The organism is Salicola sp. AFF1, from assembly GCF_056783195.1.
Genome location: NZ_JBXAYL010000015.1, coordinates 23,859 through 48,391 on the forward strand (window position 1 = coordinate 23,859; position 24,533 = coordinate 48,391).

General features: G+C 62.5%; 26 protein-coding genes and 1 tRNA gene. 9 read left to right on the forward strand and 18 right to left on the reverse strand.

From position 1 onward, the window contains the following. Window positions 1-59 precede the first annotated feature (59 nt). A complete protein-coding gene (ald, locus tag AC1RQI_RS11150; protein ID WP_416633985.1) occupies window positions 60-1,175 on the reverse strand; it encodes an alanine dehydrogenase in 1,116 nt (371 codons plus the stop codon). A 107-nt stretch (window positions 1,176-1,282) separates the two neighbouring features. Between ald and AC1RQI_RS11155 the strand changes: the two genes are divergently transcribed. Next, on the forward strand, window positions 1,283-1,780 hold the full coding sequence (locus AC1RQI_RS11155; RefSeq protein WP_416633987.1) for an Lrp/AsnC family transcriptional regulator: 498 nt from the start codon (window positions 1,283-1,285) through the stop codon (window positions 1,778-1,780). 86 nt (window positions 1,781-1,866) lie between these two features. Here AC1RQI_RS11155 and ychF read toward each other — a convergent pair whose 3' ends face one another. From ychF to AC1RQI_RS11195, 8 genes are all read right to left on the reverse strand, one after another. After that, on the reverse strand, window positions 1,867-2,958 hold the full coding sequence (ychF, locus tag AC1RQI_RS11160) for a redox-regulated ATPase YchF (protein ID WP_416633988.1): 1,092 nt from the start codon (window positions 2,956-2,958) through the stop codon (window positions 1,867-1,869). A gap of 38 nt (window positions 2,959-2,996) precedes the next feature. Then, entirely contained in the window at window positions 2,997-3,587 is a 591-nt protein-coding gene (pth, locus tag AC1RQI_RS11165) for an aminoacyl-tRNA hydrolase (RefSeq protein ID WP_416633989.1), read from the reverse strand. Between the two features lie 24 nt (window positions 3,588-3,611). Beyond that, window positions 3,612-4,250 carry a 50S ribosomal protein L25/general stress protein Ctc gene (locus AC1RQI_RS11170; protein ID WP_481904846.1) on the reverse strand — a complete coding sequence of 213 codons (639 nt, stop codon included), beginning with the start codon at window positions 4,248-4,250 and terminating at the stop codon, window positions 3,612-3,614. A gap of 115 nt (window positions 4,251-4,365) precedes the next feature. Next, window positions 4,366-5,322 (reverse strand): ribose-phosphate pyrophosphokinase, encoded by a 957-nt coding sequence (locus AC1RQI_RS11175; protein WP_416633991.1) that lies wholly within the window; start codon window positions 5,320-5,322, stop codon window positions 4,366-4,368. Window positions 5,323-5,377: 55 nt separating this feature from the next. Beyond that, a tRNA-Gln gene (locus AC1RQI_RS11180) sits at window positions 5,378-5,452 on the reverse strand. 19 nt (window positions 5,453-5,471) lie between these two features. After that, window positions 5,472-6,320: a 4-(cytidine 5'-diphospho)-2-C-methyl-D-erythritol kinase gene (ispE, locus tag AC1RQI_RS11185; protein ID WP_481904847.1), complete on the reverse strand. Its 849-nt coding sequence runs from the start codon at window positions 6,318-6,320 to the stop codon at window positions 5,472-5,474. Further along, entirely contained in the window at window positions 6,317-6,952 is a 636-nt protein-coding gene (lolB, locus tag AC1RQI_RS11190; protein ID WP_481904848.1) for a lipoprotein insertase outer membrane protein LolB, read from the reverse strand. The genes ispE and lolB overlap by 4 nt, the downstream gene beginning before the upstream one ends. Beyond that, on the reverse strand, window positions 6,952-8,772 hold the full coding sequence (locus AC1RQI_RS11195; protein WP_481904849.1) for a tetratricopeptide repeat protein: 1,821 nt from the start codon (window positions 8,770-8,772) through the stop codon (window positions 6,952-6,954). Before AC1RQI_RS11195 ends, lolB begins: the two co-directional genes overlap by 1 nt. Before the next feature lie 144 nt (window positions 8,773-8,916). Here AC1RQI_RS11195 and hemA point away from each other — a divergent pair, with 144 nt between their 5' ends. Genes hemA through AC1RQI_RS11215 form a run of 4 tightly spaced genes read left to right on the forward strand, consistent with a single transcriptional unit; the run spans window position 8,917 to window position 12,956 of the window. After that, window positions 8,917-10,266, forward strand: coding sequence for a glutamyl-tRNA reductase (hemA, locus tag AC1RQI_RS11200; protein ID WP_481904850.1), 1,350 nt, complete (start codon window positions 8,917-8,919; stop codon window positions 10,264-10,266). Further along, window positions 10,263-11,354, forward strand: coding sequence for a peptide chain release factor 1 (gene prfA, locus AC1RQI_RS11205; protein WP_481904851.1), 1,092 nt, complete (start codon window positions 10,263-10,265; stop codon window positions 11,352-11,354). The genes hemA and prfA overlap by 4 nt, the downstream gene beginning before the upstream one ends. After that, the gene (prmC, locus tag AC1RQI_RS11210; protein ID WP_481904852.1) at window positions 11,351-12,199 is read left to right on the forward strand and encodes a peptide chain release factor N(5)-glutamine methyltransferase; all 849 of its coding nucleotides are present in this window, start codon (window positions 11,351-11,353) and stop codon (window positions 12,197-12,199) included. The genes prfA and prmC overlap by 4 nt, the downstream gene beginning before the upstream one ends. Window positions 12,200-12,203: 4 nt before the next feature. Continuing rightward, the gene (locus AC1RQI_RS11215; protein ID WP_481904853.1) at window positions 12,204-12,956 is read left to right on the forward strand and encodes a HesA/MoeB/ThiF family protein; all 753 of its coding nucleotides are present in this window, start codon (window positions 12,204-12,206) and stop codon (window positions 12,954-12,956) included. Between the two features lie 11 nt (window positions 12,957-12,967). On the opposite strand, the gene phrB is transcribed toward AC1RQI_RS11215, so the two are convergent. Next, on the reverse strand, window positions 12,968-14,359 hold the full coding sequence (gene phrB / locus AC1RQI_RS11220) for a deoxyribodipyrimidine photo-lyase (RefSeq protein ID WP_481904854.1): 1,392 nt from the start codon (window positions 14,357-14,359) through the stop codon (window positions 12,968-12,970). Window positions 14,360-14,509: 150 nt separating this feature from the next. On the opposite strand from phrB, the gene AC1RQI_RS11225 reads away from it, so the two are divergent. Genes AC1RQI_RS11225 through AC1RQI_RS11235 form a run of 3 tightly spaced genes read left to right on the forward strand, consistent with a single transcriptional unit; the run spans window position 14,510 to window position 16,977 of the window. Beyond that, window positions 14,510-14,968: an ATP-dependent zinc protease family protein gene (locus AC1RQI_RS11225; RefSeq protein WP_416634000.1), complete on the forward strand. Its 459-nt coding sequence runs from the start codon at window positions 14,510-14,512 to the stop codon at window positions 14,966-14,968. 3 nt (window positions 14,969-14,971) lie between these two features. Continuing rightward, window positions 14,972-15,880, forward strand: a complete 909-nt coding sequence (gene rimK, locus AC1RQI_RS11230) for a 30S ribosomal protein S6--L-glutamate ligase (protein ID WP_416634001.1) — start codon at window positions 14,972-14,974, stop codon at window positions 15,878-15,880. A gap of 2 nt (window positions 15,881-15,882) precedes the next feature. After that, complete coding sequence (locus AC1RQI_RS11235; RefSeq protein ID WP_416634002.1) at window positions 15,883-16,977, forward strand: succinylglutamate desuccinylase/aspartoacylase family protein; 1,095 nt, start codon at window positions 15,883-15,885, stop codon at window positions 16,975-16,977. Between the two features lie 11 nt (window positions 16,978-16,988). Here the strand turns inward: AC1RQI_RS11235 and AC1RQI_RS11240 are convergent, their stop codons facing one another. The 6 genes from AC1RQI_RS11240 to minC form a co-directional block, all read right to left on the reverse strand. Beyond that, entirely contained in the window at window positions 16,989-18,374 is a 1,386-nt protein-coding gene (locus AC1RQI_RS11240; protein WP_416634003.1) for a PhoH family protein, read from the reverse strand. Between the two features lie 33 nt (window positions 18,375-18,407). Continuing rightward, the gene (locus tag AC1RQI_RS11245) at window positions 18,408-18,917 is read right to left on the reverse strand and encodes a CBS domain-containing protein (protein ID WP_416634004.1); all 510 of its coding nucleotides are present in this window, start codon (window positions 18,915-18,917) and stop codon (window positions 18,408-18,410) included. A 2-nt stretch (window positions 18,918-18,919) separates the two neighbouring features. Next, window positions 18,920-19,633 (reverse strand): START domain-containing protein, encoded by a 714-nt coding sequence (locus tag AC1RQI_RS11250; RefSeq protein WP_481904855.1) that lies wholly within the window; start codon window positions 19,631-19,633, stop codon window positions 18,920-18,922. 102 nt (window positions 19,634-19,735) lie between these two features. Beyond that, complete coding sequence (gene minE, locus AC1RQI_RS11255; RefSeq protein ID WP_416634006.1) at window positions 19,736-20,002, reverse strand: cell division topological specificity factor MinE; 267 nt, start codon at window positions 20,000-20,002, stop codon at window positions 19,736-19,738. 1 nt (window position 20,003) lies between these two features. After that, complete coding sequence (minD, locus tag AC1RQI_RS11260) at window positions 20,004-20,813, reverse strand: septum site-determining protein MinD (RefSeq protein WP_416634007.1); 810 nt, start codon at window positions 20,811-20,813, stop codon at window positions 20,004-20,006. 33 nt (window positions 20,814-20,846) lie between these two features. Continuing rightward, complete coding sequence (gene minC, locus AC1RQI_RS11265) at window positions 20,847-21,602, reverse strand: septum site-determining protein MinC (RefSeq protein WP_416634008.1); 756 nt, start codon at window positions 21,600-21,602, stop codon at window positions 20,847-20,849. 99 nt (window positions 21,603-21,701) lie between these two features. Here minC and dinB point away from each other — a divergent pair, with 99 nt between their 5' ends. Continuing rightward, the gene (gene dinB / locus AC1RQI_RS11270) at window positions 21,702-22,901 is read left to right on the forward strand and encodes a DNA polymerase IV (RefSeq protein ID WP_481904856.1); all 1,200 of its coding nucleotides are present in this window, start codon (window positions 21,702-21,704) and stop codon (window positions 22,899-22,901) included. Here the strand turns inward: dinB and AC1RQI_RS11275 are convergent. Both AC1RQI_RS11275 and AC1RQI_RS11280 read right to left on the reverse strand, forming a co-directional pair. Next, the gene (locus AC1RQI_RS11275) at window positions 22,800-23,375 is read right to left on the reverse strand and encodes a phosphatase PAP2 family protein (RefSeq protein WP_416634010.1); all 576 of its coding nucleotides are present in this window, start codon (window positions 23,373-23,375) and stop codon (window positions 22,800-22,802) included. The genes dinB and AC1RQI_RS11275 overlap by 102 nt on opposite strands. Then, window positions 23,335-24,525 (reverse strand): glycosyltransferase family 4 protein, encoded by a 1,191-nt coding sequence (locus AC1RQI_RS11280; protein ID WP_481904857.1) that lies wholly within the window; start codon window positions 24,523-24,525, stop codon window positions 23,335-23,337. Before AC1RQI_RS11280 ends, AC1RQI_RS11275 begins: the two co-directional genes overlap by 41 nt. Window positions 24,526-24,533 lie beyond the last annotated feature (8 nt).

The window sequence follows — 24,533 nt, forward strand, 5'->3', positions numbered from 1 at the left end:
CCGGTTTTTGGTGTTGTCGTTTAGAACACGTTTTGTAGGTACGCTCCGCGCTGTGCAGCTCAGTTAAGAATGGTTTCGGGGGAGGTGAAATCCAGCCCCTGGCTTTCCGCTACTGGTGCGCACGTCAGCGCGCCCTGTGCGATGTTCAAACCATTACGCAGGTGCGGGTCACTCCGCAGTGCCTCGCGCCACCCCTGGTCAGCAATGCGGATGACGTGGGGCAATGTAGCATTGGTCAGCGCGAATGCAGAGGTGCGCGGCACGGCGCCCGGCATGTTGGCCACACAGTAATGGACAACGCCGTCCACCACATAGGTGGGGTCGGCATGGGTGGTGGGCTTGCTGGTCTCGAAACAGCCCCCCTGGTCGATGGCCACGTCCACGAGTACTGCGCCATTGTTCATGCGTGCGATCATATCCCTTGTAACCAGCTTGGGGGCGCCTGCGCCGCTGACCAGTACTGCCCCGACGACCATGTCGCTTTCCAGAACAGTGCGTTCTAGGCTGCTGCCCGTGGCGTAGAGTGTTTTCAGGGCAGGACCGAAGCGGTGCGACAAACGCTCCAGAACGGCGGAGCTGCGATCCAGCACGGTCACATCGGCACCCATACCCAACGCGATCTGGATGGCATTCTCGCCGACTACGCCGCCGCCAACAACCGTTACACGAGCAGGTGGTACGCCGGGCACCCCGCCGGTAAGCAGGCCACGACCGCCATGCAGGCTTTCCAGCGCCTGGGCGCCTGCCTGGACGGAGAGCCGGCCTGCCACCTGTGACATGGGGCGCAGAAGCGGCAGGCTGCCTTCGTCGTCCGTCACCGTCTCATAGGCGATGCAGGTGGCACCGGATTGCATCAGCGACTGGGTGAGCGTCTCATCCGGAGCGAGGTGGAGGTAGGTGAACAGTACATGCTGGGAGGTCAGCAGCTTGCATTCGTCCGGCTGGGGTTCCTTGACCTTGACGATCATCTCCGCGGTTTCGAACACCGATTCGGCGTTGGGCAGGATCTGGGCCCCTGCTTGCTGGTAGTGTTCATCACTGGCGCCAATGCCTTGCCCGGCGCCGGTTTCCACGAACACCGCATGGCCGCGCCCGGTCAGTTCAGCGACGGCTTCCGGGGTCAGTCCAACCCGGTATTCCTGACTCTTGGTCTCCTGGGGGATTCCGATATACATAACATCTTTCCTCAGCTACTTTGGATGTGGAGTATTCATGCTAATGCGACTGAGTAAGCCATGTCTTTGCAAAATCAAGCTGTAGCGGGCCGAACGGTGCATGATTCATGCACATTGAGTGGGAGATGGAACGCATGATTGAAGAGGCGGAGCTGGATTCACAGGACCACCGAATCCTGGAGGTACTGAGGCAGGACGGTCGAATCACGAACCAGCAGCTGGCGGAAAGGGTTCATCTGTCGGCATCGGCGTGCTCGCGGCGTATCGCGCGGCTGGAGCAGGCGGGGGTGATCAGTGGCTACACTGCCATCGTCGATCCAGAGGTTCTGGGGCAGGGCACCATTGTGTTCGTGCAGATCACCCTGAGCGGGCAGACCGAACAGGACATGAAGGCGTTCGAGGAGGCGGTTGCTGACTGCCCGGCGGTGTTGGAGTGCCACCTCATGGCGGGGCCGGCGGATTACCTGGTCAAGGTGGCAGTCAGGGATCTGGACGACTTTTCCCGGGTCCACAGGCGGTATCTTGCGTGCATGCCGGGCGTATCGCACGTGCAGTCGAATGTGACGTTGCGCACCGTCACGCAGGATGCGTCGGCGCACCTGTAACGGATGAGCGCCGCGCTGACCGGGCCAGTCCGCGGAACCCGCGGTGACTTCCGGCAAGCGCGGAGGCGCCGGTCCTGTAGCGCGTCCTAGACGTTGAAGCGGAAGTGGATCACGTCGCCGTCCTGGACGGTGTACTCTTTGCCTTCCAGCCGCCATTTGCCGGCTTCCTTGGCGCCCTGTTCGCCGTTGTAGGCGATGAAGTCCTCGTAGCTGACCACTTCCGCGCGAATGAAGCCGCGCTCAAAGTCCGAGTGGATCACGCCGGCCGCCTGGGGCGCTGTTGATCCTGCCGGGAAGGTCCAGGCCCGGACTTCCTTGGGGCCGGCGGTGAAGTAGGTCTCAAGGCCCAGCAGGTTGTAGCCGGCGCGGATCACGCGATCCAGACCCGGTTCTTCCATACCCATCTCGGCCAGGAACTCACTCTTCTCGTCGTCCTCAAGCTCGGCGATCTCGGATTCAATCTTGTTGCAGATTGCGACCACACCGGCGCCCTCGCGTTCGGCCAGGGCTTTCACCGCGTCCAGGTGCGGGTTGTTCTGGAAGCCGTCCTCATTCACGTTCGCAATGTAGACGGTGGGCTTGGCGGTGAGCAGGTGCAGTTCGCGGATCAGGGCCTGCTCGTCTTCCGAGAGGTCCATGGAGCGAACAGGATCACCTTCGTTGAGCACCGGCTTGATGCGCTCGAACAGTTCGAGTTGGGCCTTGGCGCTCTTGTCGCCACCCTTGGCCGCCCGCTCGGTCTTCTTGGTGGTGTTCTCGATGGTGGCCAGGTCCGCCAGTGCCAGCTCGGTGTTGATCACCTCAATATCCGAGGCCGGGTCGATGCTGTTGGAGACATGCATAATGTCTTCGTCCTCAAAGCACCTCACCACATGGGCAATGGCTTCCGTCTCGCGGATATTGGCAAGGAACTGGTTGCCCAGGCCTTCACCCTTGGAGGCACCGGAGACCAGGCCGGCAATATCGACGAATTCCATGGTGGTGGGAATCGTCTTCTCCGGCTTCACAATCTCCGCGATGCGGTAAAGCCGTGGATCGGGAACGGAGACAACGCCCGCATTGGGCTCGATGGTGCAGAACGGGAAGTTTTCCGCGTCGATGCCCGCGCTGGTCAGTGCGTTGAAAAGCGTGGACTTGCCGACGTTGGGCAGCCCAACGATGCCGCATTTGAATCCCATAACCTGTGATCCTTAACGGAGTGCGTGATGAATAATGGTTACTCGTAACGGAACGCGTGCAGACGGTTCATGGCCGCGTTCCAGTCCCCGCGGAGGGCGTCCGGCAGGGCGCGCAGGCTCTCGTCCAGCGCCGCTTCGATGGCGCTCATTTCCTGCTTGCCAGCGTTGCTCAGCACGTAGTTCACGACCTGCTTGCTGTCGCCGGGGTGACCCACGCCCACGCGCAGCCGGTGGAATTCCTGACTTCCCAGATGCTTGATGGTATCCCGCAGGCCATTGTGACCGCCGTGGCCGCCCCCTTTCTTGAACCGTGCCGTGCCGGAGGGGAGGTCCATTTCGTCATGGGCCACCAGGATGGATTCGGGCGGAATACGGAAGAAGTCGCTCAGGGCCTTCAGGGACCGGCCGCTGTGGTTCATGTAAGTCGAGGGAAAGAGCAGGTGGAGATCCTGCCCCTGCCAGTTTACCTTGCTGTGGTAGCCAAGGAATTTGCGTTCTTGGCGCAGGGGCTGCCCGGTCTCCCGGGCGAGCATCTCCACCAGCCAGGCCCCGGCATTGTGGCGGGTTCCGGCGTATTTGGACCCGGGGTTGCCGAGCCCGGCAATGAGCCTGACCGCTTCGGATGCCATAGCGGGGCCTGAAGGGGCGGCTGATTACTCGCCGCCGCCTCCTTCGCCGCCACCGCTGGCTTCCTTGGCCTTCTGGCCCTTGGGCTTGTGCACGGAAACCACCGGTTGGTCATGGTCTTCGCCCTGCTGCAGGGCAACGATTTCGACCCCTTCGGGCAGCTTGAGGTCCGACAGATGCACGATCTGTTCGAGTTCCACCTCGTTGAGATCCACTTCCAGATACTCGGGCAGATCGTCCGGCAGGCAGGTGATCTCAACTTCCATGGCATCGTGGGACACAATGCCGCCCTGAAGCTTGATGGCCGGAGCGCTTTCCTCGTTGAGGAAGTGGATCGGGACCGTGACGTTGATCTTGTGGCCTTTCTCGACGCGCTGGAAGTCCGCGTGCGTCAGGATCGGCTTAAAGGGATGACGCTGCAGATCCTTGATGATCACGTCTTCTTTCTGGCCATCGATGCTCAACGAAATGATGTGGGTGAAGAAGGCTTCGTTTTCGATCGCCTTTTTCAGGTCATTGTGCCAGAGCGTGATCGGCATCGGATCCTTGCCTTCGCCGCCATAGACGATGGCCGGGATCTTGCGCTCAACGCGACGCAGGCGGCGGCTCGCACCTTTCCCTTTGACGTCGCGCTTGAATGCTTCAAGTTCAAATGATTGTGCCATGCTTCCTCCTGGGCATCCACGGGGCCCGCGACCAGGCTTGGTCCGTGGACGGTTCGAATCGGCCTTTCGGGCCGGTTAACAGTCAATAACGCCGCACAACAACTACGGCATCGAGTCACTCGATGTTGTAGTTGAACATGGCGCTGATGGATTCCTCGTTGCAGACCCGGCGAATGGACTCCGCCAGAAGGCCCGACATATCGAGGGCGCGGATTTTATCACATTGAGCGGCTTTGTCACTCAGCGGAATCGTATCCGTAACGACCAGTTCGTCCAGCTGCGAGGACTGGATGTTGTCTACGGCCGGGCCTGAAAGAACCGGGTGTACGATGTAGGAGCGCACGGCATTGGCACCGTGTTCCTTGAGGGCATTGGCAGCCTTGCACAGCGTACCGGCGGTATCCACGATGTCGTCGACCAGAATGCAGGTTTTGTCCCTGACATCGCCAATGATGTGCATGACCTGGGAGTCATTGGCGCGCGGCCGGCGCTTGTCGATGATTGCCAGGTCCGCGTCCAGCAGCTTGGCAATGGCGCGGGCCCGGACCACGCCGCCCACATCCGGGGAGACGATCACGTAGTCCTCGTTGATATGCTGGCGTTCGATGTCGTCAAGCAGGACCGGTGTCCCGTAGATGTTATCCACCGGGATGTCGAAGAAACCCTGGATCTGGTCGGCATGCAGGTCCACCGTCAGAACACGGTCAATGCCGGCACTGGTCACCATATCCGCAACAAGCTTGGCGGTGATGGAGACGCGGCTTGAGCGTGGCCGGCGATCCTGGCGCGCGTACCCGAAGTAGGGGACCACGGCGGTGATCCGGGCGGCCGAGGCGCGACGCAGGGCGTCCACCATGACCAGCAGCTCCATCAGGTTGTCGTTAGTGGGCGCGCAGGTCGATTGCAGGATGAAGACGTCCCGGCCACGCACGTTTTCGTTGAGTTCGACCGTGGTTTCGCCATCACTGAATTTTGCAACGGTGGCGTCACCGAGCGGGATATTCAGGCGTTTAGAAACATTACGGGCCAGTCGGGGATTAGCATTCCCCGCGAACACCATCAGGTTGGACACGATTGAATCCCTCTGCGGTTCGTCTGAGCGTTCGTGCGGTTCGGAAGGGGGAAGATGGCTGGGGTGGCAGGATTCGAACCTGCGAATGACGGGATCAAAACCCGCTGCCTTACCACTTGGCGACACCCCATCTGATCGTTTTTCCGGCATCAATCCAGTTCACCCAGTTGCGTGTACAGTGGCGACCGGTTTCTGCCCTGGGCGATGAAACCGTTGATGCCTGAGGGTTTCTCCGCGTGTGCGTCGATGGCTGCGAATTCTGTCTCAAAGGGACAAAAAATGCAACCCCCGGTGCCCGTTAATCGGGCTTCGCCGTATTGTTCAAGCCACTCAAGGGCTTGATCCACGGCCGGGTACAATCGCCGCACGACAGGCTCACAGTCGTTTCTGGGCCTGTCGCTTCCCTCAAAAGCGGTGCGCATTTTGCGTTTTGGGCTGTTGCGTGTCAAGTCGGGATGGCTAAAGATTTTCCGGGTACTGAGCTCGGTCTCTGGCACCAGCACCAGGTACCATTGTTCGGGAGGCAGTGCCGGCGTCAGCTGTTCGCCAACGCCCTCGCCCCAGGCCGCTACGCCATGGATGAACACGGGCAGGTCGGCTCCCAGTGCCAGTCCCAGAGAGGCCAGCTGGGAGCGGCTGAGCCCGGTCTCCCAGAGGTGATTGAGACCGACCAGCGCGGTGGCCGCGTCGGAACTGCCGCCGCCCAGCCCGCCCCCGGCGGGGAGCTGTTTGGTCAGCTCAATGTCGGCGCCTTGCCCGGTGCCGGTGTGGTGTCTGAGGCGCTCTGCGGCATGCGTGATCAGGTTGTCCGTTGCCGGCAGCCAGTCGGGGCCATGCACCACGAGCCGGCCATCGTGGCGGGGTGTGATCCGGAGCCGGTCACTGCGATCCAGGAACTGGAACAGGGTCTGGAGTGTGTGATAGCGGTCGTCCCGCCGGCCGGTAATGTGCAGGAAGAGATTGAGCTTGGCGGGTGCTGGCAGGTCCAGTGTGGTCATGGGGCATTCGGCCTCCATTGGGTGATGACCAGTTTCAGGCGCAGGTCATCGCGCGTTGCGGTGAGAGCGTGCGGCACCTCTGCCACGCCCGCTAAGCTGGCGTAGCGCTCGTAGTGAACTTCCCAGCCCTGTTGGCGCAAGTGACTGATACGGCCCTGTTGGTCGAAAAAGAGCTCGGCGGGGCTGTCCTGCAGAGGGAGTCCGCGCACCCAGACGTAGAGGGCTTCCACCGGTAGCGACCATCCCAGGGTCTTGCGGATCAGGGCATCCGGGTCATCGGATCGGTACTGTTCCCCATCGGAGGCCGTGATTGTCAGGAAGGCCGGGGAACCCTCGAGGCGAACGCTGCCCATGCCCATGAACGCCGAGGACAGTTCGATCAGGAACTGGTCACCCTCCTGGTTCCATTGCCGGATAACGGCCGAGTCATTGCCCTGTTCGTGGCGTATGGCCATCTTGCCCTGTAGTTGCCACTGGCGCACCTGGCGCAGTTTGGCGGCGCGCTCTTGCCAGTCCGCTGGCTGCTCGCGGGTCAGGCTGTCATCGGGCGGCGGGGCCGGGGGGGCCGTCATGCAGCCCTGGAGCAGGAGAACGAAAACCGCCGCGCCAATCGTTCGTGCCGGGCGCGTCATCAAAGCGCCTCCGGTTGAAGGTCCAGCTCCTTCAGAATCTCCCGGAGAGGCTCGAGAGCCTGGGCGTTATCCGTTTCTTTCAGTGTTCGGCGCCAGAGTGTTCGGGCTTCGTTCCTGCGACCAGCGGCCCATAAAGCGCGGCCCAGATGGGCGGCGATTTCCGGGTCCTGAAGGCGTTCATAGGCGCGCCCCAGATACTTCAGTGCCTGTTCATGCTGGCCCTGTTGATAGTGGACCCAGCCAGCGCTATCCAGAATGGCTGGGTTTTCCGGGTCCAGTTCCAGCGCTTGCATGATGAGTTTCTGGGCTTCGGCGTAACGGTTGGTGTGCACCGATAGGGTATAGCCGAGCGCGTTCAATGCCATGGCGTTTTCCGGCTCCGCCTCAAGAACCTGGCGCAGGTCCGACTCCATGCCTTCAATGTTGCCGGCCTGCTCACGGAGCATGGCACGGGTGTAGCGGATGTCCGTATTGTCGGGGTGGTGCTCAACGGCCGCATTGGCAACAGTCAGGGCTTTGTCCGTGTGGCCCAGGTCCAGCAGCAGGTTCATTTCCATCTGCCAGAGTCGTGCGCTCTGGTCCGGCAGTCGTGACCGCAGGTTCTCAAGGTTGTTGCGCACGGCCTCCAGTTCCCCCTGCTCCGCGCGGATGTAGCTGGCCCGCGATAGTGCCTGGAAGAAGTGGTTGCCGCTCTGCACCTGGGTGTAGTGGTGCAGGGCTTCGTTGGGGTTGTCGCGTTTGTCGGCCAGCCGGCCCAGGTAGAAGTGGGCCTGGTTGGTGTGGACGCCCTCGGCCAGGAGCTTGTTGAGCAGCTTCCGGGCCGTATCCAGGTGGTCGTTTTCCAGCGCTACCAGTGCCCGGGACAGCTTGAGCCCGGTGGCCTGGGGAAAGCGCTTCATCAGCGTCTTGAACTCATCTTCGGCGGCCTGGAGCTTGCCTTCATTGACCAGAACACGGGCATAGAGGGTGCCCAGGCGCCGGTTGTCCGGGAAACGTCGGGCCTGTTTGCGGAGGTAGTCAATGGCTTGACCCCCCTTGTCGAGCTCATAGAGCAGTTTGCCTTTCAGGGTGACGGCGGGCTGGAAGTTGCTTTCCTTTGCCAGCACGGACTCGGTCAGCGCCAGGGCGCGATCAGTGTTGCCGAGGTTGTCATTGAGCAGCGCCAAACTGTGCGCGATGGAAGTGGCCTCCGGATGGCGCTCTTGCAGGCGCCTGTAGAGTTCCAGCATCTGTTGTTGCTGTTCCTCGGGCAAGGCGCGAGCCTGGTTGGCAAAGGTGTCGAACTGGGCTTTGCCGCCCTGATCATGGAGTCTCTCCATATAGGTCAGCGCCTGATCCAGGTTGGATTCGCGCAGTTCCGCCAGTGCCGCGATGCGCAGTGCCTGAGGGTTATCCGGTTCGACCTTGAGCCAGACCTGGGCGATCTGGCGCTGGGCGTTGGTGGCGTCGAGCGCCTGGGCGATCTGCATGGCGCGCCGGATTACGCCCGGATCGCGGGTGTCGGCGGCGGACTGGGCGTAGTTCATCAGGGTGACGTCGTAACGCCCCCGCTGGGCTGCCAGCTCCGCGCTGAGCAGGGCAAAGAGCACGTCTGGCGGGAAATCCCGGTATTCGATCTCTTCGGAATCCATGACTGCGGATGCCACGGATTTTTCAGTGGCGGCGTCAGAGTCATCCTCGGAGGAAGAGGAGTCGGTGGGCTCTGGCTGGTTCGAGGCCTCACTGCCGCCGGGGGCAGTGGTCGTGGTGAGGCCGGAGCAGCCTCCCAGAATCAGGGTCAGGGCCAGAGCGGGAACATGGAACCAGGCGTGTGTCTGCATCTCGAATCCACTGCGGTAAAAGGCTTTCAATCATGGCACGGCCCGGCCATTACGCCCAAGTGGGTACAGGCGTATCAGTAGCACTGAGGCCTGTCGATCGTTACACTGGGCAGCGTACATTTACAGGGGGCTGAATACCAGTCTATGGCGTTGTGGGTCCTGGGCATCAACCACCGCACGGCGAGTGTGGAAAAGCGTGAGCGCGTCTCGTTCCCAGCGAGTGAAATGGCGCCAGCGTTACAGAATGCGCATCAGCTGCCTGGTGTGCGTGAACTGGCGATCATGTCTACCTGCAACCGCACCGAGTTTTATGTGGTGGGCGAGGATCAGGCGAACCGCGAGGCCCTGGTGGAATGGTGGGCAGCATGGCTCGACGTGGAACCGGACAGTTTCGAGGAATGCCTTTACGTGCATGAGGAGCAGCATGCCGCCCGGCATGTGATGCGCGTGTGTTGCGGCCTTGATTCCATGGTTCTGGGTGAGCCCCAGGTGCTCGGCCAGGTGAAGGAGGCCTACAACCAGGCCTATGCGGCCGGCACCACGGGCACCATTCTCTCCCGCCTGTTTGAGCATGCGTTTTCCGTTGCCAAGCGGGTGCGCACGGACACCGCTATTGGTGAGAATCCGGTTTCCGTGGCCTATGCGGCGGTTTCCATGTCCCGTCACATTTTCTCCAACATGCGCCGCAAGTCAGCCTTGTTGATTGGGGCGGGTGAAACGGTTGAACTGGTTGCCCAGCACCTGACCCAGGCGGGCGTTTCCAGCATGACCGTGGCCAACCGCTCCATCGAGCGGGCCGAGCAGCTGGCGACGCGTTTTGAGGGCAGGGCGGTGACGCTGTCCTCGGTGCCGGATGAGCTGCCTGCAGTCGACATCGTGATCGCTTCCACGGGGAGTCAGTTGCCCATACTGGGCAAGGGGGCCGTGGAAGAGGCCCTCCGCCGACGCAAGCATAAGCCCATCTTCATGGTGGACCTGGCTGTTCCCCGGGATATTGAACCGGAGGTGGGACGCCTGAGTGATGTCTTCCTGTACACGGTGGACGATCTTCACAGCGTGATTGAGGAAAACCGCCAGTCCCGTGAAGGCGCGGCCGAGGAGGCGGAGCATCTGGTGCAGGAGGGCGCTTCGGAGTTTATGTACCAGCTGCGGGCACTGGACGCCGTCGCCACGCTCAAACAGTTCCGCGGGGAAGTTGAGGCGGTGCGTGATGCGGAGCTGGACAAAGCGCTGCGCTCGCTGGCCTCGGGTGGCGACCCGGAAACCCTGCTGCGCAGCATGGCTCGCAGCCTGACGAACAAGTTCCTGCATCATCCCACCGTTCAGGTCCGTAAAGCCACAGCCGAGGGGCGTGTTGAGGTGACTGATTGGCTCCGAGAGCTTCATGGCATGGAGCCGCTGTCCGGCGAGACCGAAAGCACGGGCACCGGGGGCGGCTCACCACAAGGCACCCCCACCACCCCGACCGAGTCCAGTACCCGGAATCCATCATGAAAGAATCCATCGCCCGGCGACTCGACCAACTGGTGGAGCGTCACGAGGAAATCAGTGCCCTGCTGTCTGATCCGGCCACTATCAGTGACCAGAAACAGTTCCGGGACCTCTCCCGTGAATACGCGGAGATTGAGCCCGTGGTTGAGGCCTACCAGCAATACCGTAAGGTCAGGGAGAACATGGCCGAGGCTGAGTCACTGCAGCGTGATGGTGATCCGGAAATGCGCGAGATGGCTGAAGAGGAGCTGGCCCGCGGGCGTGAACGCCTGGCAGAGCTGGAGGCGTCGCTGCAGACGCTGATGCTGCCCCGTGATCCCCATGAGGGCAGTAACGCCTACCTGGAGATCCGTGCTGGCGCCGGCGGTGACGAGGCCGCGCTGTTCGCCGGGGACCTGTTCCGTATGTATTCGCGCTACGCCGAGACCCAGGGCTGGCGGGTGAGTGTCCTGAGCCAGAGCGAAGGTGAACACGGCGGCTATAAGGAGCTGATCGCGCTGGTGGAAGGCGAGGGGGTCTACGGGCAGCTTCGGTTTGAGTCAGGCGGCCACCGCGTCCAACGCGTGCCCGAGACCGAGTCCCAGGGACGCATCCATACCTCCGCCTGCACAGTGGCGGTGATGCCGGAGGTGGATGAGCCGGATGACGTAACCCTCGACAAGAATGAGCTGCGGGTGGACACTTTCCGGAGCTCTGGCGCTGGTGGCCAGCATGTGAACACCACCGACTCTGCCATTCGCATTACCCACCTGCCTACGGGGCTGGTGGTGGAGTGTCAGGAGGAGCGCTCCCAGCACAGGAACCGCGAGCGGGCCATGAGCTTCCTTCAGTCCCGCCTGCAACAGATGGAACGGGACCGTCGGGCCGCTGAGGAAGCGGATACCCGGCGGAGCTTGGTGGGCAGCGGGGATCGCTCTGAGCGCATCCGCACCTATAACTTTCCCCAGGGCCGGGTTACCGACCATCGTATCAACCTGACCCTGTACCGTCTGGACGACGTGATCCAGGGTAACCTGAACGAGATCATTGGGGCGCTTCAACAGGAGCACCAGGCGGACCAGCTGGCGGCGCTGGGAGCCGAGTCAGCATGACGGGGCCGGAACGAGTGGACACACTGCTGGACGACGCTGCGTGTCGGCTTGAAGCCGCCGGCGTGCTGAATGCGGTTGGGGAAGCCCGTATGCTTCTGGCTCATCAACTCGGCTGCAGCCCGAGTCGTTTCCGCATCTGGCCTGAAGCCATGGTGGGCGATGACGACGCTGAAACCTTTCGCAGCCTGGTTGCCGCCCGGGCCGGTGGGCGGCCCCTTGCCTACATCACCGGCGAGCGCGAATTCTGGTCGCTGCCCCTGAAGGTTACCCCGGCTACGCTGATTCCGAGGCCTGATACGGAAACCTTGGTGGAAGCGGCATTGGCCTGTTCTCTACCCAGCGAAGCAAGTGTGCTGGATGTTGGCACTGGCAGTGGTGCGGTTGCGCTGGCACTGGCGCAGGAGCGCCCCCGGTGGCGCGTGACCGCCAGTGAGGCTTCTTCAGAGGCCCTGGCCGTGGCGGAGAGCAATGCCTCGGCGCTCGGGTTGAAGGTTGCTTTTGTGAAAGGGGAGACACTGGCGCCTTTTGAGGGAGCGGACTGGGACCTGATTGTTTCCAATCCGCCCTATATCCGTGACGGTGATCCGCATCTTGCCCAGGGGGACTTGCGCTATGAGCCCCAGGGGGCTCTGGCGGCCGGGGCGGATGGGCTGGCTGTGATCCGGCCCCTGGTGGCAGGGGCGCTGCAGTGTCTTAAACCGGGGGGCTGGTTGCTTCTGGAGCACGGCTACGACCAGGCGGATGAGGTGGCCGAGCTGCTGGCCGGAGCGGGTTTTGGGGCCTGCTTCATGCAGCGTGACCTGGCTGGCAATCCCCGGGTCAGTGGCGGCCGTCGGGAGGTCTGAGCGCATGAACCCACTGGATGACAACCAGCTGCAACGCTACAGCCGCCAGATCCTGATGCCCGAGTTTGATGTGGCAGGGCAGCAGGCCCTGGCGGACAGTCGTATTCTGGTTGTGGGGGCCGGCGGGCTGGGTTGCCCGGTGGTCCTCTACCTGGCGGCTGCGGGTGTTGGCCATATCGAGGTGGTGGACGACGACCGTGTTGAGCTTGCGAACCTGCAGCGACAGATTGCGTTCACCGAGTCGGATATTGGCAGCTCCAAAGCTCACGCATTGGCCGAGCGCGCTCACGCGTTGAACCCGGGGGTGTCCATTGAACCTGTCCACGCTCGTGTGGACCAGCAGTGGCTCGCCGGGGCGGCCGCCCGCCATCACCTGGTCCTGGATGCCACGGATAACTTCCAGACCCGGTTTGCCGTGAATCAGGCTTGTGTGGATGCGGCCGTCCCCCTTGTCTCCGGCGCTGCCATCCGCGCCGAGGGGCAGGTGGCGGTTTTCGATACGAGTGCGGCGGATGGGCCCTGTTACCAGTGCCTGTACGCGGATGTGGGCGCGGCCACGCTGAGCTGTTCCGAAGCGGGCGTTATCGGCCCCCTGGTGGGGATGATCGGCGCCACCCAGGCCATGGAGGCGATCAAGCTTTTGTCAGGGGTGGGCGAATCCCTCACTGGTCGCCTTCTGCTGTTGGACGCCTGGCGCATGCAGTGGCGCGAGATGCGTGTGCCCAGGGATCCAGCCTGTGCTGTTTGCGGTGGGTGACCCCAGGCCCCTCAGCCTTTGCCCAGCCCCTTGAACCGCTCGATCGCCCGTTGTCGGCTTGTCTTCAGGTCCACGATGGGGGCCGGGTAACCCGCTACCGTGCCGTTGGGATTGAAGAGCTTCTTGCCTTCCAGGTGTGCGATTTCGGGGACCCAGTGCCGGATAAAGCGCCCCTGCGGATCAAAACGCTCACTCTGGGTTACCGGGTTGAAGATGCGGAAATAGGGCGCGGCGTCGGTCCCGGTCGAGGCGCTCCATTGCCAGCCGCCGTTGTTGGAGGGCAGGTAGCCATCCACCAGTTGCTGCATGAAGTACTGCTCCCCCAGTCGCCAGTCCACGAACAGGTTCTTGGTCAGGAACATAGCGGTCACCATACGCAGGCGGTTGTGCATCCAGCCAGTGTTATTGAGTTGGCGCATGGCCGCGTCCACCAGCGGTATACCGGTCTGGCCGGCCTTCCATGCTTCCAGGTTGCTGTCCGCGGGGGCCCAGGGCAGGGCGTCGGTTTCCGTCTTGAAAGCCTGGTGACGGGACAGGCGGGGAAACTGGTAAAGCAGCTGGATGTAGAAATCCCGCCATGCGATTTCGTTGAGCCAGGTGCGGGCCGCGCTAGCCGGGGAGTCCATGCCCGTGCGCTGTTGCACGGCGACCAGGCACTGGCGGGGGGAAAGCACGCCCAGTGCCAGATAGGGTGAGATCATGCTGGTGGCCTGGGTGGCGGGGAAGTCGCGTTGCGCCGCGTAGGCGCCCAGACGCTGGTCGATGAATCGCTCCAGTGCCTGATGAGCGGCGTCTTCGCCTCCGTCCAGCCAATCCACCTGGTGTGAACGCCATTCAGGCAGTTCAGGAATTAATGGTGCAGCCACCGGTTTGCCTTGGGCGGCTGGCGCAGGGGTGGGCCGGGGTGGATGGCTTTCAACCCATTGCCACCACTGCCGAGAATAAGGGGTGAAGACCGTGTAGGGCGTGTTGTTGCCGGTTTTGAGTCGGTCCACCGGGACCACGGTCTGGTCCCGGTAAATGTTGAGGGCAATGCCCTGCCCGTCAAGGGCGTGGGTCAGCCGGTGATCCCGGGTGCGCTCGTTAACGGCGTATTCCTCATTGGCGTGGATCCTATTGATGCCACGTTCACGGCAAAGGGCCAGGAGAGCCTCGTCCGTGTCGTCAAAACGGTTGATGGTCCGGACGTGCAGGGGGATCCCGAGCCGCGCAAGCGCCTGCCCGAGCTGCTCCAGGCTGCGCAGCATCAGGTCGGTGCGGTTGGGAGACCAGTCGTGACTGGCCCATTGGCCGGGAGCGGCCAGGAAACAGGCCTCGACCGGGGTGTTAACGGCGCAGGCGGCAGTGACCGCGGGGTTGTCCCCAAGGCGGAGGTCGTTGCGGAACCATATGAGTTCAGTCACGGGTATCCCTGATTATTGTCCATGTCTAAGGGTTTGTTCGCTGAACCCGGGACTTTGGATTATAGTACCCCACAATCTGTTTTCCAGGCTTCATGCCGGGCACCATTCGGCACCGATCCAAGTCGCCATTCATCACTATCAGGGTAAACCATGACGGAAAGGGAAGAGACTCAGGGCCTACACTGGGTAGGCTGGCGCGAGTGGGTTGAGTTGCCGGATCTCGGCATACCGCGCCTGCGGGCCAAGGTCGATACGGGGGCTAGGACTTCCTGCCTCCACACCTTCAACCTGGAGGCCTATGAGAACGGCGGCGAGCGCCGTGTCCGGTTCTGCGTGCACCCGAGCCGGCGTAACCTGAATCGGGTGATCCATTGCGACACCCCCCTGCTGGATGAACGCATCGTGGCGGATTCCGGGGGACACAGGGAAATGCGCTATGTCATCCTGACGCCCATGCGCATGGGACCCTGGTGCTGGCCCGTCGAGATGACGCTCACCAATCGCGATACAATGCGTTTTCGGATGCTGATTGGTCGTACCGCTATGAAGGAGCGCCTGTGTGTGGACCCATCAGCTTCGTTTCTGGCCGGCAAACCGCGTGAGGAGTAATCAATGAGAATTGCCATCATGTCGCGCAACAAGCGCCTCTATTCCACCCGCCGCCTGGTGGAGGAAGCCAAGAAACGCGATCACGAGGTGCAGGTTCTGGACTTCCTGCACTGTTATATGAACATCACGCCGGCCAGTCCCACGATGCATTACCGGGGTGAGAAATTACCGGACTTTGATGTCGTGGTGCCCCGCATTGGCGCTTCGGTAACCTTTTACGGGGCCGCTGTGCTGCGCCAGTTTGAGATGATGGGCGTGTTTCCGGCGAACGAATCCGTGGCCATTACCCGCTCGCGGGACAAGCTGCGCTCGCTGCAATTGCTCGGGCGTAAGGGCTTGGGCATGCCGATTACCGGCTTTGCGAGTAAACCGGACGACGTGCCGGACCTGATCCGCATGGTTGGCGGGACGCCGGTGGTGATCAAGCTTCTGGAAGGCACCCAGGGCATTGGTGTGGTGCTGGCCGAGACGCGCAAGGCGGCGGAGAGTGTCATTGAGGCCTTCATGGGCTTGAAGGCGGACATTCTGGTGCAGGAGTACATCAAGGAGGCGGCCGGCGCGGACATCCGTTGTTTTGTTATTGGCGACAAGGTGATCGCGGCCATGAAGCGCCAGGCTAATGAAGGCGAGTTCCGCTCCAACCTGCACCGGGGCGGCCAGGCATCACTGGTGCGGATTACGCCCACAGAGCGCAAGACGGCGGTCATGGCGGCCAAGGCCATGGGGCTCAACGTGGCGGGTGTGGACCTGCTGCGCTCCAGCCGGGGACCGCTGATCATGGAGGTTAACTCCTCGCCGGGGCTGCAGGGCATTGAGTCGGCCACCAACAAGAACGTGGCGGGCATGATCATCGACTTCATCGAGAAGCGGGCCCGGCCCTGGCGTACCGCCACCAAAGGGGCCAGGGGCTGAGCATGGCAAAGCGCGCGCCTTTCCGTCTGGGCGGTGAACGGATTCCGGCAGGAGAACGACTCCAGGTTGAGGTGCCCATTGGGCGCCTCTACACCCAGACGCCGCTGCATATTCCGGTCGAAGTCATCCATGGGCGGCGCCCCGGGCCCACGCTGTTGGTCTGCGGCGCCATACACGGTGACGAGATCAACGGTGTGGAGATCGCCCGCCGGCTGCTTCGCACGACCAGCCTTAAACGCCTGCGCGGCACGCTGCTGGTGGTGCCCATCGTCAATGTCTTCGGCTTCCTTCATCAGTCGCGCTACATGCCGGACCGGCGCGACCTCAACCGCTGTTTCCCCGGGTCCGAGAAGGGCTCGCTGGCCGGGCGCATTGCCTATCTGTTCCGGACCCAGGTACTGGATCTGGCTACCCATGTTATTGATCTCCACACCGGTGCCAGCCATCGCTTCAATCTGCCCCAGATCCGGGCGGAGCTGCGCAACCCGGTGACGGCGGATATGGCTGAGACCTTTGCCGCCCCCATTGTGATCAATGCCTCACTCCGGGAGGGCAGTCTTCGCGCGTGCGCGGATGAGGCCGACATCCCGGTGATCACCTATGAGGCGGGTGAGGCATTGCGCTTTGACGAGGTGGCCATCAACACCGGCGTCAGGGGCATCCTGAGGGTGATGCGCATGCTGGAGATGCTGCCCAACCGGCGACGCGGGCGGCACAGGCCCGCGAAGCGTTCCGAGGTGGCCTCGAATTCCACCTGGATGCGCGCGGAGACCGACGGCATCATGCGCCCTATCGCCGGTATCGGGCACCGGGTGACCGAAGGGCAGCGCCTGGCTGTTGTGGCGGATCCCTTCGGGCGACTGGAGTCCTCCGTGACCAGCAGTGTCAATGGCATCATCATCGGTATGAATAACCTGCCCATGGTTAACGAGGGCGAGGCCCTTTACCACGTGGCGGTGTTTGATGAGCTTGATGAGGCCATGAAGACCATGGATGCTTTCAGGGACCGCTATAAGCCCCTCCAGGGAGAGGAGCCCATGGCGGACCACCCCTGGGACAATGACCTGGGCCAGGAAAGCAACAACAGCGATTCCTGACCCAGCTGCCGTCAGAGGTGTTCTTCGGCGTACTCCGCCAGCGGTGAGCGGGGGACGCCCTGCAGGTGGATGTGGCCGCCGTGCTTGAAGCCCTTGAAACGCTCGGTCATGTAGGTGAGACCGGAGCTCAGAGGATTCAGGTAGGCGGTATCGATCTGGGACAGGTTGCCCAGGCACACCACCTTGCTGCCCGTGCCTGCCCGCGTGATGATCGTCTTGAGCTGGTGCGGTGTCAGGTTCTGGCTTTCATCGATGATGATGAGGCTGTGCTGGAAACTCCGACCCCGTATGTAGTTCAGTGACTTGAATTGCATGGGGACCTTGCTGAGGATGTAGTCGACACTGCTGGTCATGTTCTCGTCATCCTCGTGCAGGGCCTCGAGATTGTCCACGATGGCCCCCAGCCAGGGTTCCATCTTTTCGGATTCGGTCCCCGGCAGAAAGCCAATGTCCTCATCCAGTCCCTGGGTGCTGCGGGTGGTGATGATGCGTTTGTAGGTCTTGCTTGCCACGGTCAGTTCAATAGCGGCGGCCAGGGCCAGGATGGTCTTGCCGGAGCCGGCGGAGCCGGTGAGGTTCACCAGGTGCACGTCCGGATCCATCAGCAGCTCCAGTGCCAGAGCCTGGTAGATGTCGCGCGGCGACAGACCCCAGACCTGCTGATGCATGAGGTCATCCCGGAACAGGTCCTCCACCACCAGCCGTTCCGGCTCGGTATCTGTTATGCGGCCGATGAATCCTTGCTGGTCCAGAATGAACTGGTTGATCTGGTATTGCGCAAGATCCTCGGTGCGCGGGATCAGATGTTCCGTGATGCCCTCGCGCTGGACCGTCTCCACCTTTTCGATACCGTCCCAGAACGAGCCGTCGAATTCATGGTAACCGGTTGGCAGGTAGCGGACGTCGTCCACCAGCTGGTCGGTCTGGTAGTCCTCTGCCTCCAGGCCACAACCCCGCGCCTTCAGGCGCATGTTGATGTCCTTGCTGACCAGGATGATCGGTTTGTTGGGATGCTGGCGCTGAAGCTGGCCGAGGAGGTTGATGATGCGGTTGTCGTTGAGGTGGTCGGGGAGCCCGTGCTCGGTATCGTCCTGGCTGCCCATGGCGATGGAGAGGCTGCCAAGCGGTTCCGATTTGTCGCCACGGTGGATGGGTACGCCGTTGTCGATGTCATGGGGGTCCGCATCGCCAACCAGCCGGTCAATGGTCCGGATGGCCTGGCGGCAGTCGGCGGCCACCGCCTGTTTGCCGTTTTTCAGCTGGTCCAGTTCCTCGAGCACGGTCATGGGTATGACGACATGGTGCTCTTCAAAGTTGAGGATAGCGGTGGGATCGTGGATCAGAACATTGGTGTCAACAACGTAGGTCTTGATCTGGGACTGGTTTTCCCGCGGCATGGGCTTGGTTACCTCAGGGCCGGTTGTTGGGCATCAGGTGGGGGTGCCGGAGCCGTCGGCATCAAGACAGCGTCGGGTCAGTTCCGGTTCCGCCACCAGCTTGAGCATGTCGTAGGTGGTAATGATGCCGGTGATTGCCTCCTTGTCGGTCACGAAGATGCGGTGCAGGTGCTCCGCCATCATGATATCGGCAATGGTGCGCACGCCGGTGTCGGCTTCCACCGACATAACGCTGGGGGTCATGATGTCACGAACTTCCACGGGAGTGCGAGTCATCCCTTCGAGCATCATCTGTCGGAGCTGGCGGGCCTCCTGCTTCTCCTCCTCGGTCATTTCCTGTTCCGGTTCCCCGCTGACCCGGTTCCAGCGGAACTCGGCAATGTCCTTGAGCGTGACGATGCCGGTGATCCGGTCGTTGTCGTCACACACCGGTGAGCCGGTGATCTCGTTCTCCGTGAGGAATTCCGCCAGCTGTTGCATGGTCCAGTCCTGGGGAACCGCCTTCACGCTGGGCGTCATGATGTCCCGTGCCGTGACCGCCATCCTCAGCCTCCCTGTCCAGCGTTGACGCCCGGGGTGACACCAGTGATCCGACCCTGTTCGTCATAGATCAGTTCATGCCCCTGGTAGCGATCCTGGTTCACCACCTCGTTAAGCGTGCGCAGGGATTCGTAGGGGATGTCGGTGGCCAGGCGGTTAACCAGCCAATCGGGGAGCGAGCCGCCAGGGACAGCATGCTGGTACCAGATCATCCGGGTGCGGCTGTCGCCTTCCCGGAAGAATTCATAGACGGTGGAGGATTCGGGCATGCGGACGTAATCGTCCTTGGGCTCGACCCTCCCTTCCACGGATTCCATTTCGATGATGATGTGATCCCGGCTTTCGCCCGTACGGGTCTGGATGTGGAGTACGTAGTCCCGATCGCTGACGGGCCAGGGCATGTCGTTAACGGAGTAGGCGTAGCGATCCCGGAAACCGCCGGTTTCCAGTCTTTCCGCGTGTGCGCATTGGTGCACCCACTCCATGCAGGATCTGGGGTTGGCCATCACCGCCATCACCGCTTCCAGCGGGGCGTCCAGTACGGTTTCCGCCCGGAAGGCGTCGATATGGGAGCCTTCAATGTTGCGGGTATGGATCTGGATACCATCCGCCTCCATGGCCTTGTCCCAGTGCTGGTCGTTGGTGGGAACGTCCGCATGGCTGCTGGCACCGGCCAGAATGAGAACGAGGGAGAGCAGGGTAGTCAGTGCGTTTCGCATGGGCGCATCCCGGCATTAAAGCGTACATCGCGACGGTAACAGGGGGGCACGGCGGGTTCTGCCGATTCTTCCTCAGCACGAGCGACCGAGCACCCCTTCGCGCTACTGGGAATCGGTGACCTCCTCGGGAAGCGTGACGTTGAGCTCCAGTACCGAACAGCTGTCATTGCGGTCGAGCTGAACCTGTACCTGGTCATCGCGGATGGCAACATAGCGCCGGATCACTTCCAGCAGCTCCTGTTCGAGCTCGGGCAGGTAGTCGGGTTGCTCGCGGGTGTTACGTTCATGCGCGACAATGATCTGGAGCCGTTCCTTGGCGATGGATGCCGAGGACTTTTTCTTGCTCTTGAAATAGTCAAAGAAGCTCATCTCAGCCTCCGAACATGCGCTTGAGGAAGCCTTTCTTCTGCCCGTCAAGAAACCGCAGTGGGCGTTCCTCGCCCAGCAGCCGGGCGACGGCGTCGGCGTAGGCACCACCGGCCTCGCTGTCGTCTTCCAGAATGACCGGCGTCCCCTGGTTGGAAGCATTGAGAACGGCCTGGGATTCCGGGATCACGCCCAGTACCGGGATGCTGAGGATGTCATTCACGTCCTCGATGGACAGCATCTCGCCGCGCTCCACCCGTTCATTGTTATAGCGCGTGAGCAGCAGATGTTCCTTGACCGGATCCAGTCCCTGTTCCGCGCGGCGGGACTTGCTCTGGAGAATCCCGAGAATGCGATCCGAGTCCCGGACCGAGGATACCTCCGGGTTGGTCACCACGATGGCTTCATCCGCGTGGTAGAGCGCCATCAGGGCCCCATGTTCAATGCCCGCCGGGGAGTCGCAGACCAGATAGTCGAAGCCCTCGTGCATGCCGTCCAGCACCGTCTGTACCCCTTCGGCGGTGAGCGCTTCCTTGTCCCGGGTCTGGGAGGCGGGAAGGATGTAGAGGTTATCAACCCGTTTGTCCCGGATAAGCGCCTGGTTAAGGGTGGCCTCGCCCTGAATGACATTGACGAAGTCGTAAACGACGCGGCGCTCGCAGTTCATGATGAGGTCCAGGTTGCGCAGGCCTACATCGAAGTCAATCACGGCCGTCTTGTAGCCGCGCTGTGCAAGGCCGGTACTGATGGAGGCGCTGGTGGTGGTCTTGCCCACCCCGCCCTTGCCGGATGTCACTACTATGATTCGTGCCAAGGTTGTTGTCCTGTTTGCTGTTCTGTCGTTCCGTTAACGGGTCAGTGGGTCCGCTGTCAGTACGTTACCCTCAAGCCGGATGCGGGCTGGTGTTCGCCAGTCGTCACCCTGGAGGTCCTCGGAGATCTTGTAATGCCCGGCGACGGATACAAGTTCCGCTTCCAGCGACTGGCAGAAAATGCTGGCGCTGGTGTCGCCGTGTACACCCGCCAGCGCCCGCCCGCGGAGCGGGCCATAGATATGGATGTGGCCGGCGGCAAGCACTTCCGCTCCGGCGCCAACAGGCGCCATGATAATGAGATCGCCTTCCGGGGCATAGACCTGCTGGCCGGAGCGTACCGGCTGTGTAACCAATCGGCCTGACCCGGCGTTGACGGTTTCCGTTGGGCTTTCCGGCTCGGCTTCCGGAGCCGGTTCTTCCGGGTCGGGTGCCGGCTGAGCAGGGCGGCTCTGGCCACCAGGCAGCCAGGCCAGGGCGGCGTTACGAGCCAGGCGGCGGATGTCGTCGTTGCCGCCGCGTACACCCAGCACCTGGATGGAATGGGTGCGGCAGATGCCAATGAGCTGGAAGAAATCCAGGTCGGCTGCATTCCCCTCGTAGTGATCCAGTCCGATGACCAGAGGCAGGTCGCGGAAGAAGTTGGGGGCCTGTCGGATCTTGTCGCGCAGGGCCTGCTCCAGGGCATCCGGGTCGAAATGGTACAGCTCCATCACGGTCAGCGTCTGGCTGGCACCGCGCAGCTCAAAACAGGCGCGGTTCTCGGTTGCCGTGGCGGCGGGTTCGCTCATCGGGCTATCCTTTGTTGGGGGTAAGCTGTCCTGACACGGGCTCCATGCCGCCCTAAGATACAGCCTGCACTGAATCCACGGCAACTCCGGAGGCATGCTTTGACTCGCAAGATCATCCACTGCGATGCGGACTGTTTCTACGCCGCGGTGGAAATCCGGGACAATCCGGCGCTGGCGGGCCGTCCCATTGCCGTGGGCGGGGCCACCGGCCGCGGTGTCGTGGCAACCTGCAGCTACGAGGCGCGGGCCTTTGGTGTGCGTTCGGCCATGCCAGTGTCCGAGGCGTTGCGTCTGTGCCCGCATCTGGAGTTGCTGCCAACGGACATGCCGCGTTATCAGGCTGTTTCCCGCGATTTCATGCGGATCCTGCGGGAGGTATCGTCCATCCTGGAGCCCCTGTCGCTTGATGAGGCCTACCTGGATGTAACCGGCATTGATCGCTTTCAGGGCAGCGCCACACGCATGGCAGAGCACATACGGGCGCGGGTGCGGGATGAACTGGGGATTACGGTTTCTGCAGGTGTGGCACCGAACAAATTCCTGGCCAAGATTGCCAGCGACTGGCACAAGCCGGATGGGCTCTGTGTGATCACGCCTGAGGATGTCGGGGATTTCGTGCCACGGCTGCCAGTCACCTCCCTTTTCGGCGTGGGGCCCCGCACCGCGGAAAAACTGCATGGACTTGGCATCAACACCTGCGCGGACCTGAGGGAGTGGTCGGAGCTGGCGCTGCGGGAACGTTTCGGACGCTATGGGGCACGTTTGTACGGTCTCGCCCGGGGCGAGGACGACCGCCCGGTGCAGGTGACGCGACCCCGCAAGTCGATCAGCGTGGAGAACACCTACCGCCAGGATCTGGCGACTCTGGCCGAATGCCGGCGTGCTCTGGATGGACTGGTCTCGGACCTGCAGCGCCGGATGCGGCGCAAGGGGCTGGATGCTCCTGACGCGGGCCAGTTCGAAAAGCTGTTCGTGAAGCTGCGTTTTTCGGATTTCGAAACCCATACCCGTGAGACTGTGTGGCGCCAGCCCGGCCAGCCCGGGGTGGCTGATTTCCGGCCGCTGTTGGATGCGCTCTATGGCGATGTTCCCCGGCCGGTAAGGCTGCTGGGCCTGGGCGTGCGGTTGCCGGAGCTCAAACAGGGGGGCCGCCAGCTGGCGTTGTTCGATGCCGGGGGGCGGCCCGTGCCCCAGCCATCAGCCAGCGCCCAGAGGGAGGGCGGCCATGAGCCCGGGCGTGAATTGCAGGGCGATGAAAGCGCACCCAGCCCCGATGAGGCTGCCGGCGAGGACATCTGAGGGGTAATGGAGTCCCAGAATCACGCGTGAGGCCAGAACCAGGATGGTGAATGGCAGCACCGCCCAGCCCAGTAGCGGAAACCCGTGGAACAGAAGCAGGGTGAAACAGACCGCGTGCAGGCTGTGACCGGAAGGGAAGCTGCCCCGGTCCAGTGGTTTTGAGCCGCAATGGATGGCCGGGAAACTGATAAAGGGGCGCTCGCGCACCAGGTGTGTCTTGAGGAGCTTGTAAAGCAGCGTGCAGCCGGCTCCGGTCAGCGTCATCAGGGTGGCCAGAGCCCAGCCGCGCAGCCCGTCAATGGCCGGCAGCGCCAGGATCAGGGCGTACCAGAGCCAGCCGTCACCAAGCCAGCTCACGATCCGGAAGAATGGCGTGACCGCCGGAAAGGCGAGACTGCGGTTCAGGCGCAGGCACCATCGCAGCTCGCTGTTATCAATGCGGGTAAACACCCGGGACAGGCGTTGGGGATTCATCGGCCGGGTCCTCCTCGGTTGGGTTCAGCAGCATCCGTTCGAACTGTTCTGCAAGCACGGACCAGTCCAGTGTCTTGGCGTGGGCCCGCGCGCACTCGCTGGCATGGCGGCGGAGCCCGTGCCGGTCCGCCAGCTCCAGTGCGGCGGCGGTAAAAGCCTCGGCGTCACCGGGGGGTGCCTTCATGCCATTGATCCCGTGCCTGATGTGTTCCCGTGCCGCCGCCTGATCAAATGCCACGACGGGCAGCCCCGAGGCCAGTGCCTCCGTGACCACGTTCCCGAAGGTTTCCGATTCGCTGGGGAACAGGAAAATATCCGCAGAGGCGTAATGACGGGCCAGTTCCTTACCCTGGCGTGCCCCCTGGAACAGGAACTCTGGATGGGCCTGCTCGAGGCTGGGGCGCAGGGGGCCATCGCCCACCAGGACAAACCGGGCGGTGGGATGGCACTCGCGCAGGCGTTCAAAGGTGGTGACGGCCTGCATCAGGTTTTTTTCGGCCGCCAGGCGTCCAACGTAAAGCACAACCGGGCCGTTGCCCGCGCCCCATTGCGCCCGCAGCTCCCGGCTGTACCGGCCCGGGTTGAACAGCCGGCTGTCGACGCCCCGGCTCCAGCAGCGGCTGTTGCGGATCCCCCATTGCGCGAGCTGATGGCAGAGACTGCGCGTTGGCGCCAGGGTGGCGCTGGTGCGGTTGTGAAAGGCTACCAGATAACGCCGGATCAGGGGGGCCAGGAACCCAGCTCCGTAGTAGCTGCTGTACTGGTGGAAGTTGGTATGGAAACCGGATACACAGGGAATCCCCAGTTCCCGGGCGACGCTGACGGCGCTCCAGCCCAGAGGGCCCTGGGTGGCCACGTAAACGGCATCCGGAGGGCGTTTGTGCCACAGCCGCCGGAGCCGCCCCCGGGCACCAAGACCGAAGCGCAGTTCCGGGTAGCCGGGCAGCGGCAGCCCGCGCACACGCAGGGTGTGCTCCCCGAACAGCGGGGCATGGCCCGCGTTGGCCTCGTGGTACTGTCGGGGCCGGATGATCGTCAGCTGATGACCGCGCAGAACGAGTTCGCGGCAGAGGTTGTTCAGGGTCCCCGCAACGCCGTTTATTTCGGGGGGGAAGGTCTCCGTGACCATGGCAACTTTGGGTGCCCGCATCGTGGGTC

What these genes read in the sequence shown, in the direction of transcription:
- ald (WP_416633985.1), bottom strand. Translation starts at nt 1,175, where the DNA reads ATGTATATCGGAATCCCCCAGGAGACCAAGAGTCAGGAATACCGGGTT.
- AC1RQI_RS11155 (WP_416633987.1), top strand. Translation starts at nt 1,283, where the DNA reads ATGCACATTGAGTGGGAGATGGAACGCATGATTGAAGAGGCGGAGCTG.
- ychF (WP_416633988.1), bottom strand. Translation starts at nt 2,958, where the DNA reads ATGGGATTCAAATGCGGCATCGTTGGGCTGCCCAACGTCGGCAAGTCC.
- pth (WP_416633989.1), bottom strand. Translation starts at nt 3,587, where the DNA reads ATGGCATCCGAAGCGGTCAGGCTCATTGCCGGGCTCGGCAACCCCGGG.
- AC1RQI_RS11170 (WP_481904846.1), bottom strand. Translation starts at nt 4,250, where the DNA reads ATGGCACAATCATTTGAACTTGAAGCATTCAAGCGCGACGTCAAAGGG.
- ispE (WP_481904847.1), bottom strand. Translation starts at nt 6,320, where the DNA reads ATGACCACACTGGACCTGCCAGCACCCGCCAAGCTCAATCTCTTCCTG.
- lolB (WP_481904848.1), bottom strand. Translation starts at nt 6,952, where the DNA reads ATGACGCGCCCGGCACGAACGATTGGCGCGGCGGTTTTCGTTCTCCTG.
- AC1RQI_RS11195 (WP_481904849.1), bottom strand. Translation starts at nt 8,772, where the DNA reads ATGCAGACACACGCCTGGTTCCATGTTCCCGCTCTGGCCCTGACCCTG.
- hemA (WP_481904850.1), top strand. Translation starts at nt 8,917, where the DNA reads ATGGCGTTGTGGGTCCTGGGCATCAACCACCGCACGGCGAGTGTGGAA.
- prfA (WP_481904851.1), top strand. Translation starts at nt 10,263, where the DNA reads ATGAAAGAATCCATCGCCCGGCGACTCGACCAACTGGTGGAGCGTCAC.
- prmC (WP_481904852.1), top strand. Translation starts at nt 11,351, where the DNA reads ATGACGGGGCCGGAACGAGTGGACACACTGCTGGACGACGCTGCGTGT.
- AC1RQI_RS11215 (WP_481904853.1), top strand. Translation starts at nt 12,204, where the DNA reads ATGAACCCACTGGATGACAACCAGCTGCAACGCTACAGCCGCCAGATC.
- AC1RQI_RS11225 (WP_416634000.1), top strand. Translation starts at nt 14,510, where the DNA reads ATGACGGAAAGGGAAGAGACTCAGGGCCTACACTGGGTAGGCTGGCGC.
- rimK (WP_416634001.1), top strand. Translation starts at nt 14,972, where the DNA reads ATGAGAATTGCCATCATGTCGCGCAACAAGCGCCTCTATTCCACCCGC.
- AC1RQI_RS11235 (WP_416634002.1), top strand. Translation starts at nt 15,883, where the DNA reads ATGGCAAAGCGCGCGCCTTTCCGTCTGGGCGGTGAACGGATTCCGGCA.
- AC1RQI_RS11240 (WP_416634003.1), bottom strand. Translation starts at nt 18,374, where the DNA reads ATGCCGCGGGAAAACCAGTCCCAGATCAAGACCTACGTTGTTGACACC.
- AC1RQI_RS11245 (WP_416634004.1), bottom strand. Translation starts at nt 18,917, where the DNA reads ATGGCGGTCACGGCACGGGACATCATGACGCCCAGCGTGAAGGCGGTT.
- AC1RQI_RS11250 (WP_481904855.1), bottom strand. Translation starts at nt 19,633, where the DNA reads ATGCGAAACGCACTGACTACCCTGCTCTCCCTCGTTCTCATTCTGGCC.
- minE (WP_416634006.1), bottom strand. Translation starts at nt 20,002, where the DNA reads ATGAGCTTCTTTGACTATTTCAAGAGCAAGAAAAAGTCCTCGGCATCC.
- minC (WP_416634008.1), bottom strand. Translation starts at nt 21,602, where the DNA reads ATGAGCGAACCCGCCGCCACGGCAACCGAGAACCGCGCCTGTTTTGAG.
- AC1RQI_RS11275 (WP_416634010.1), bottom strand. Translation starts at nt 23,375, where the DNA reads ATGAATCCCCAACGCCTGTCCCGGGTGTTTACCCGCATTGATAACAGC.
- AC1RQI_RS11280 (WP_481904857.1), bottom strand. Translation starts at nt 24,525, where the DNA reads ATGCGGGCACCCAAAGTTGCCATGGTCACGGAGACCTTCCCCCCCGAA.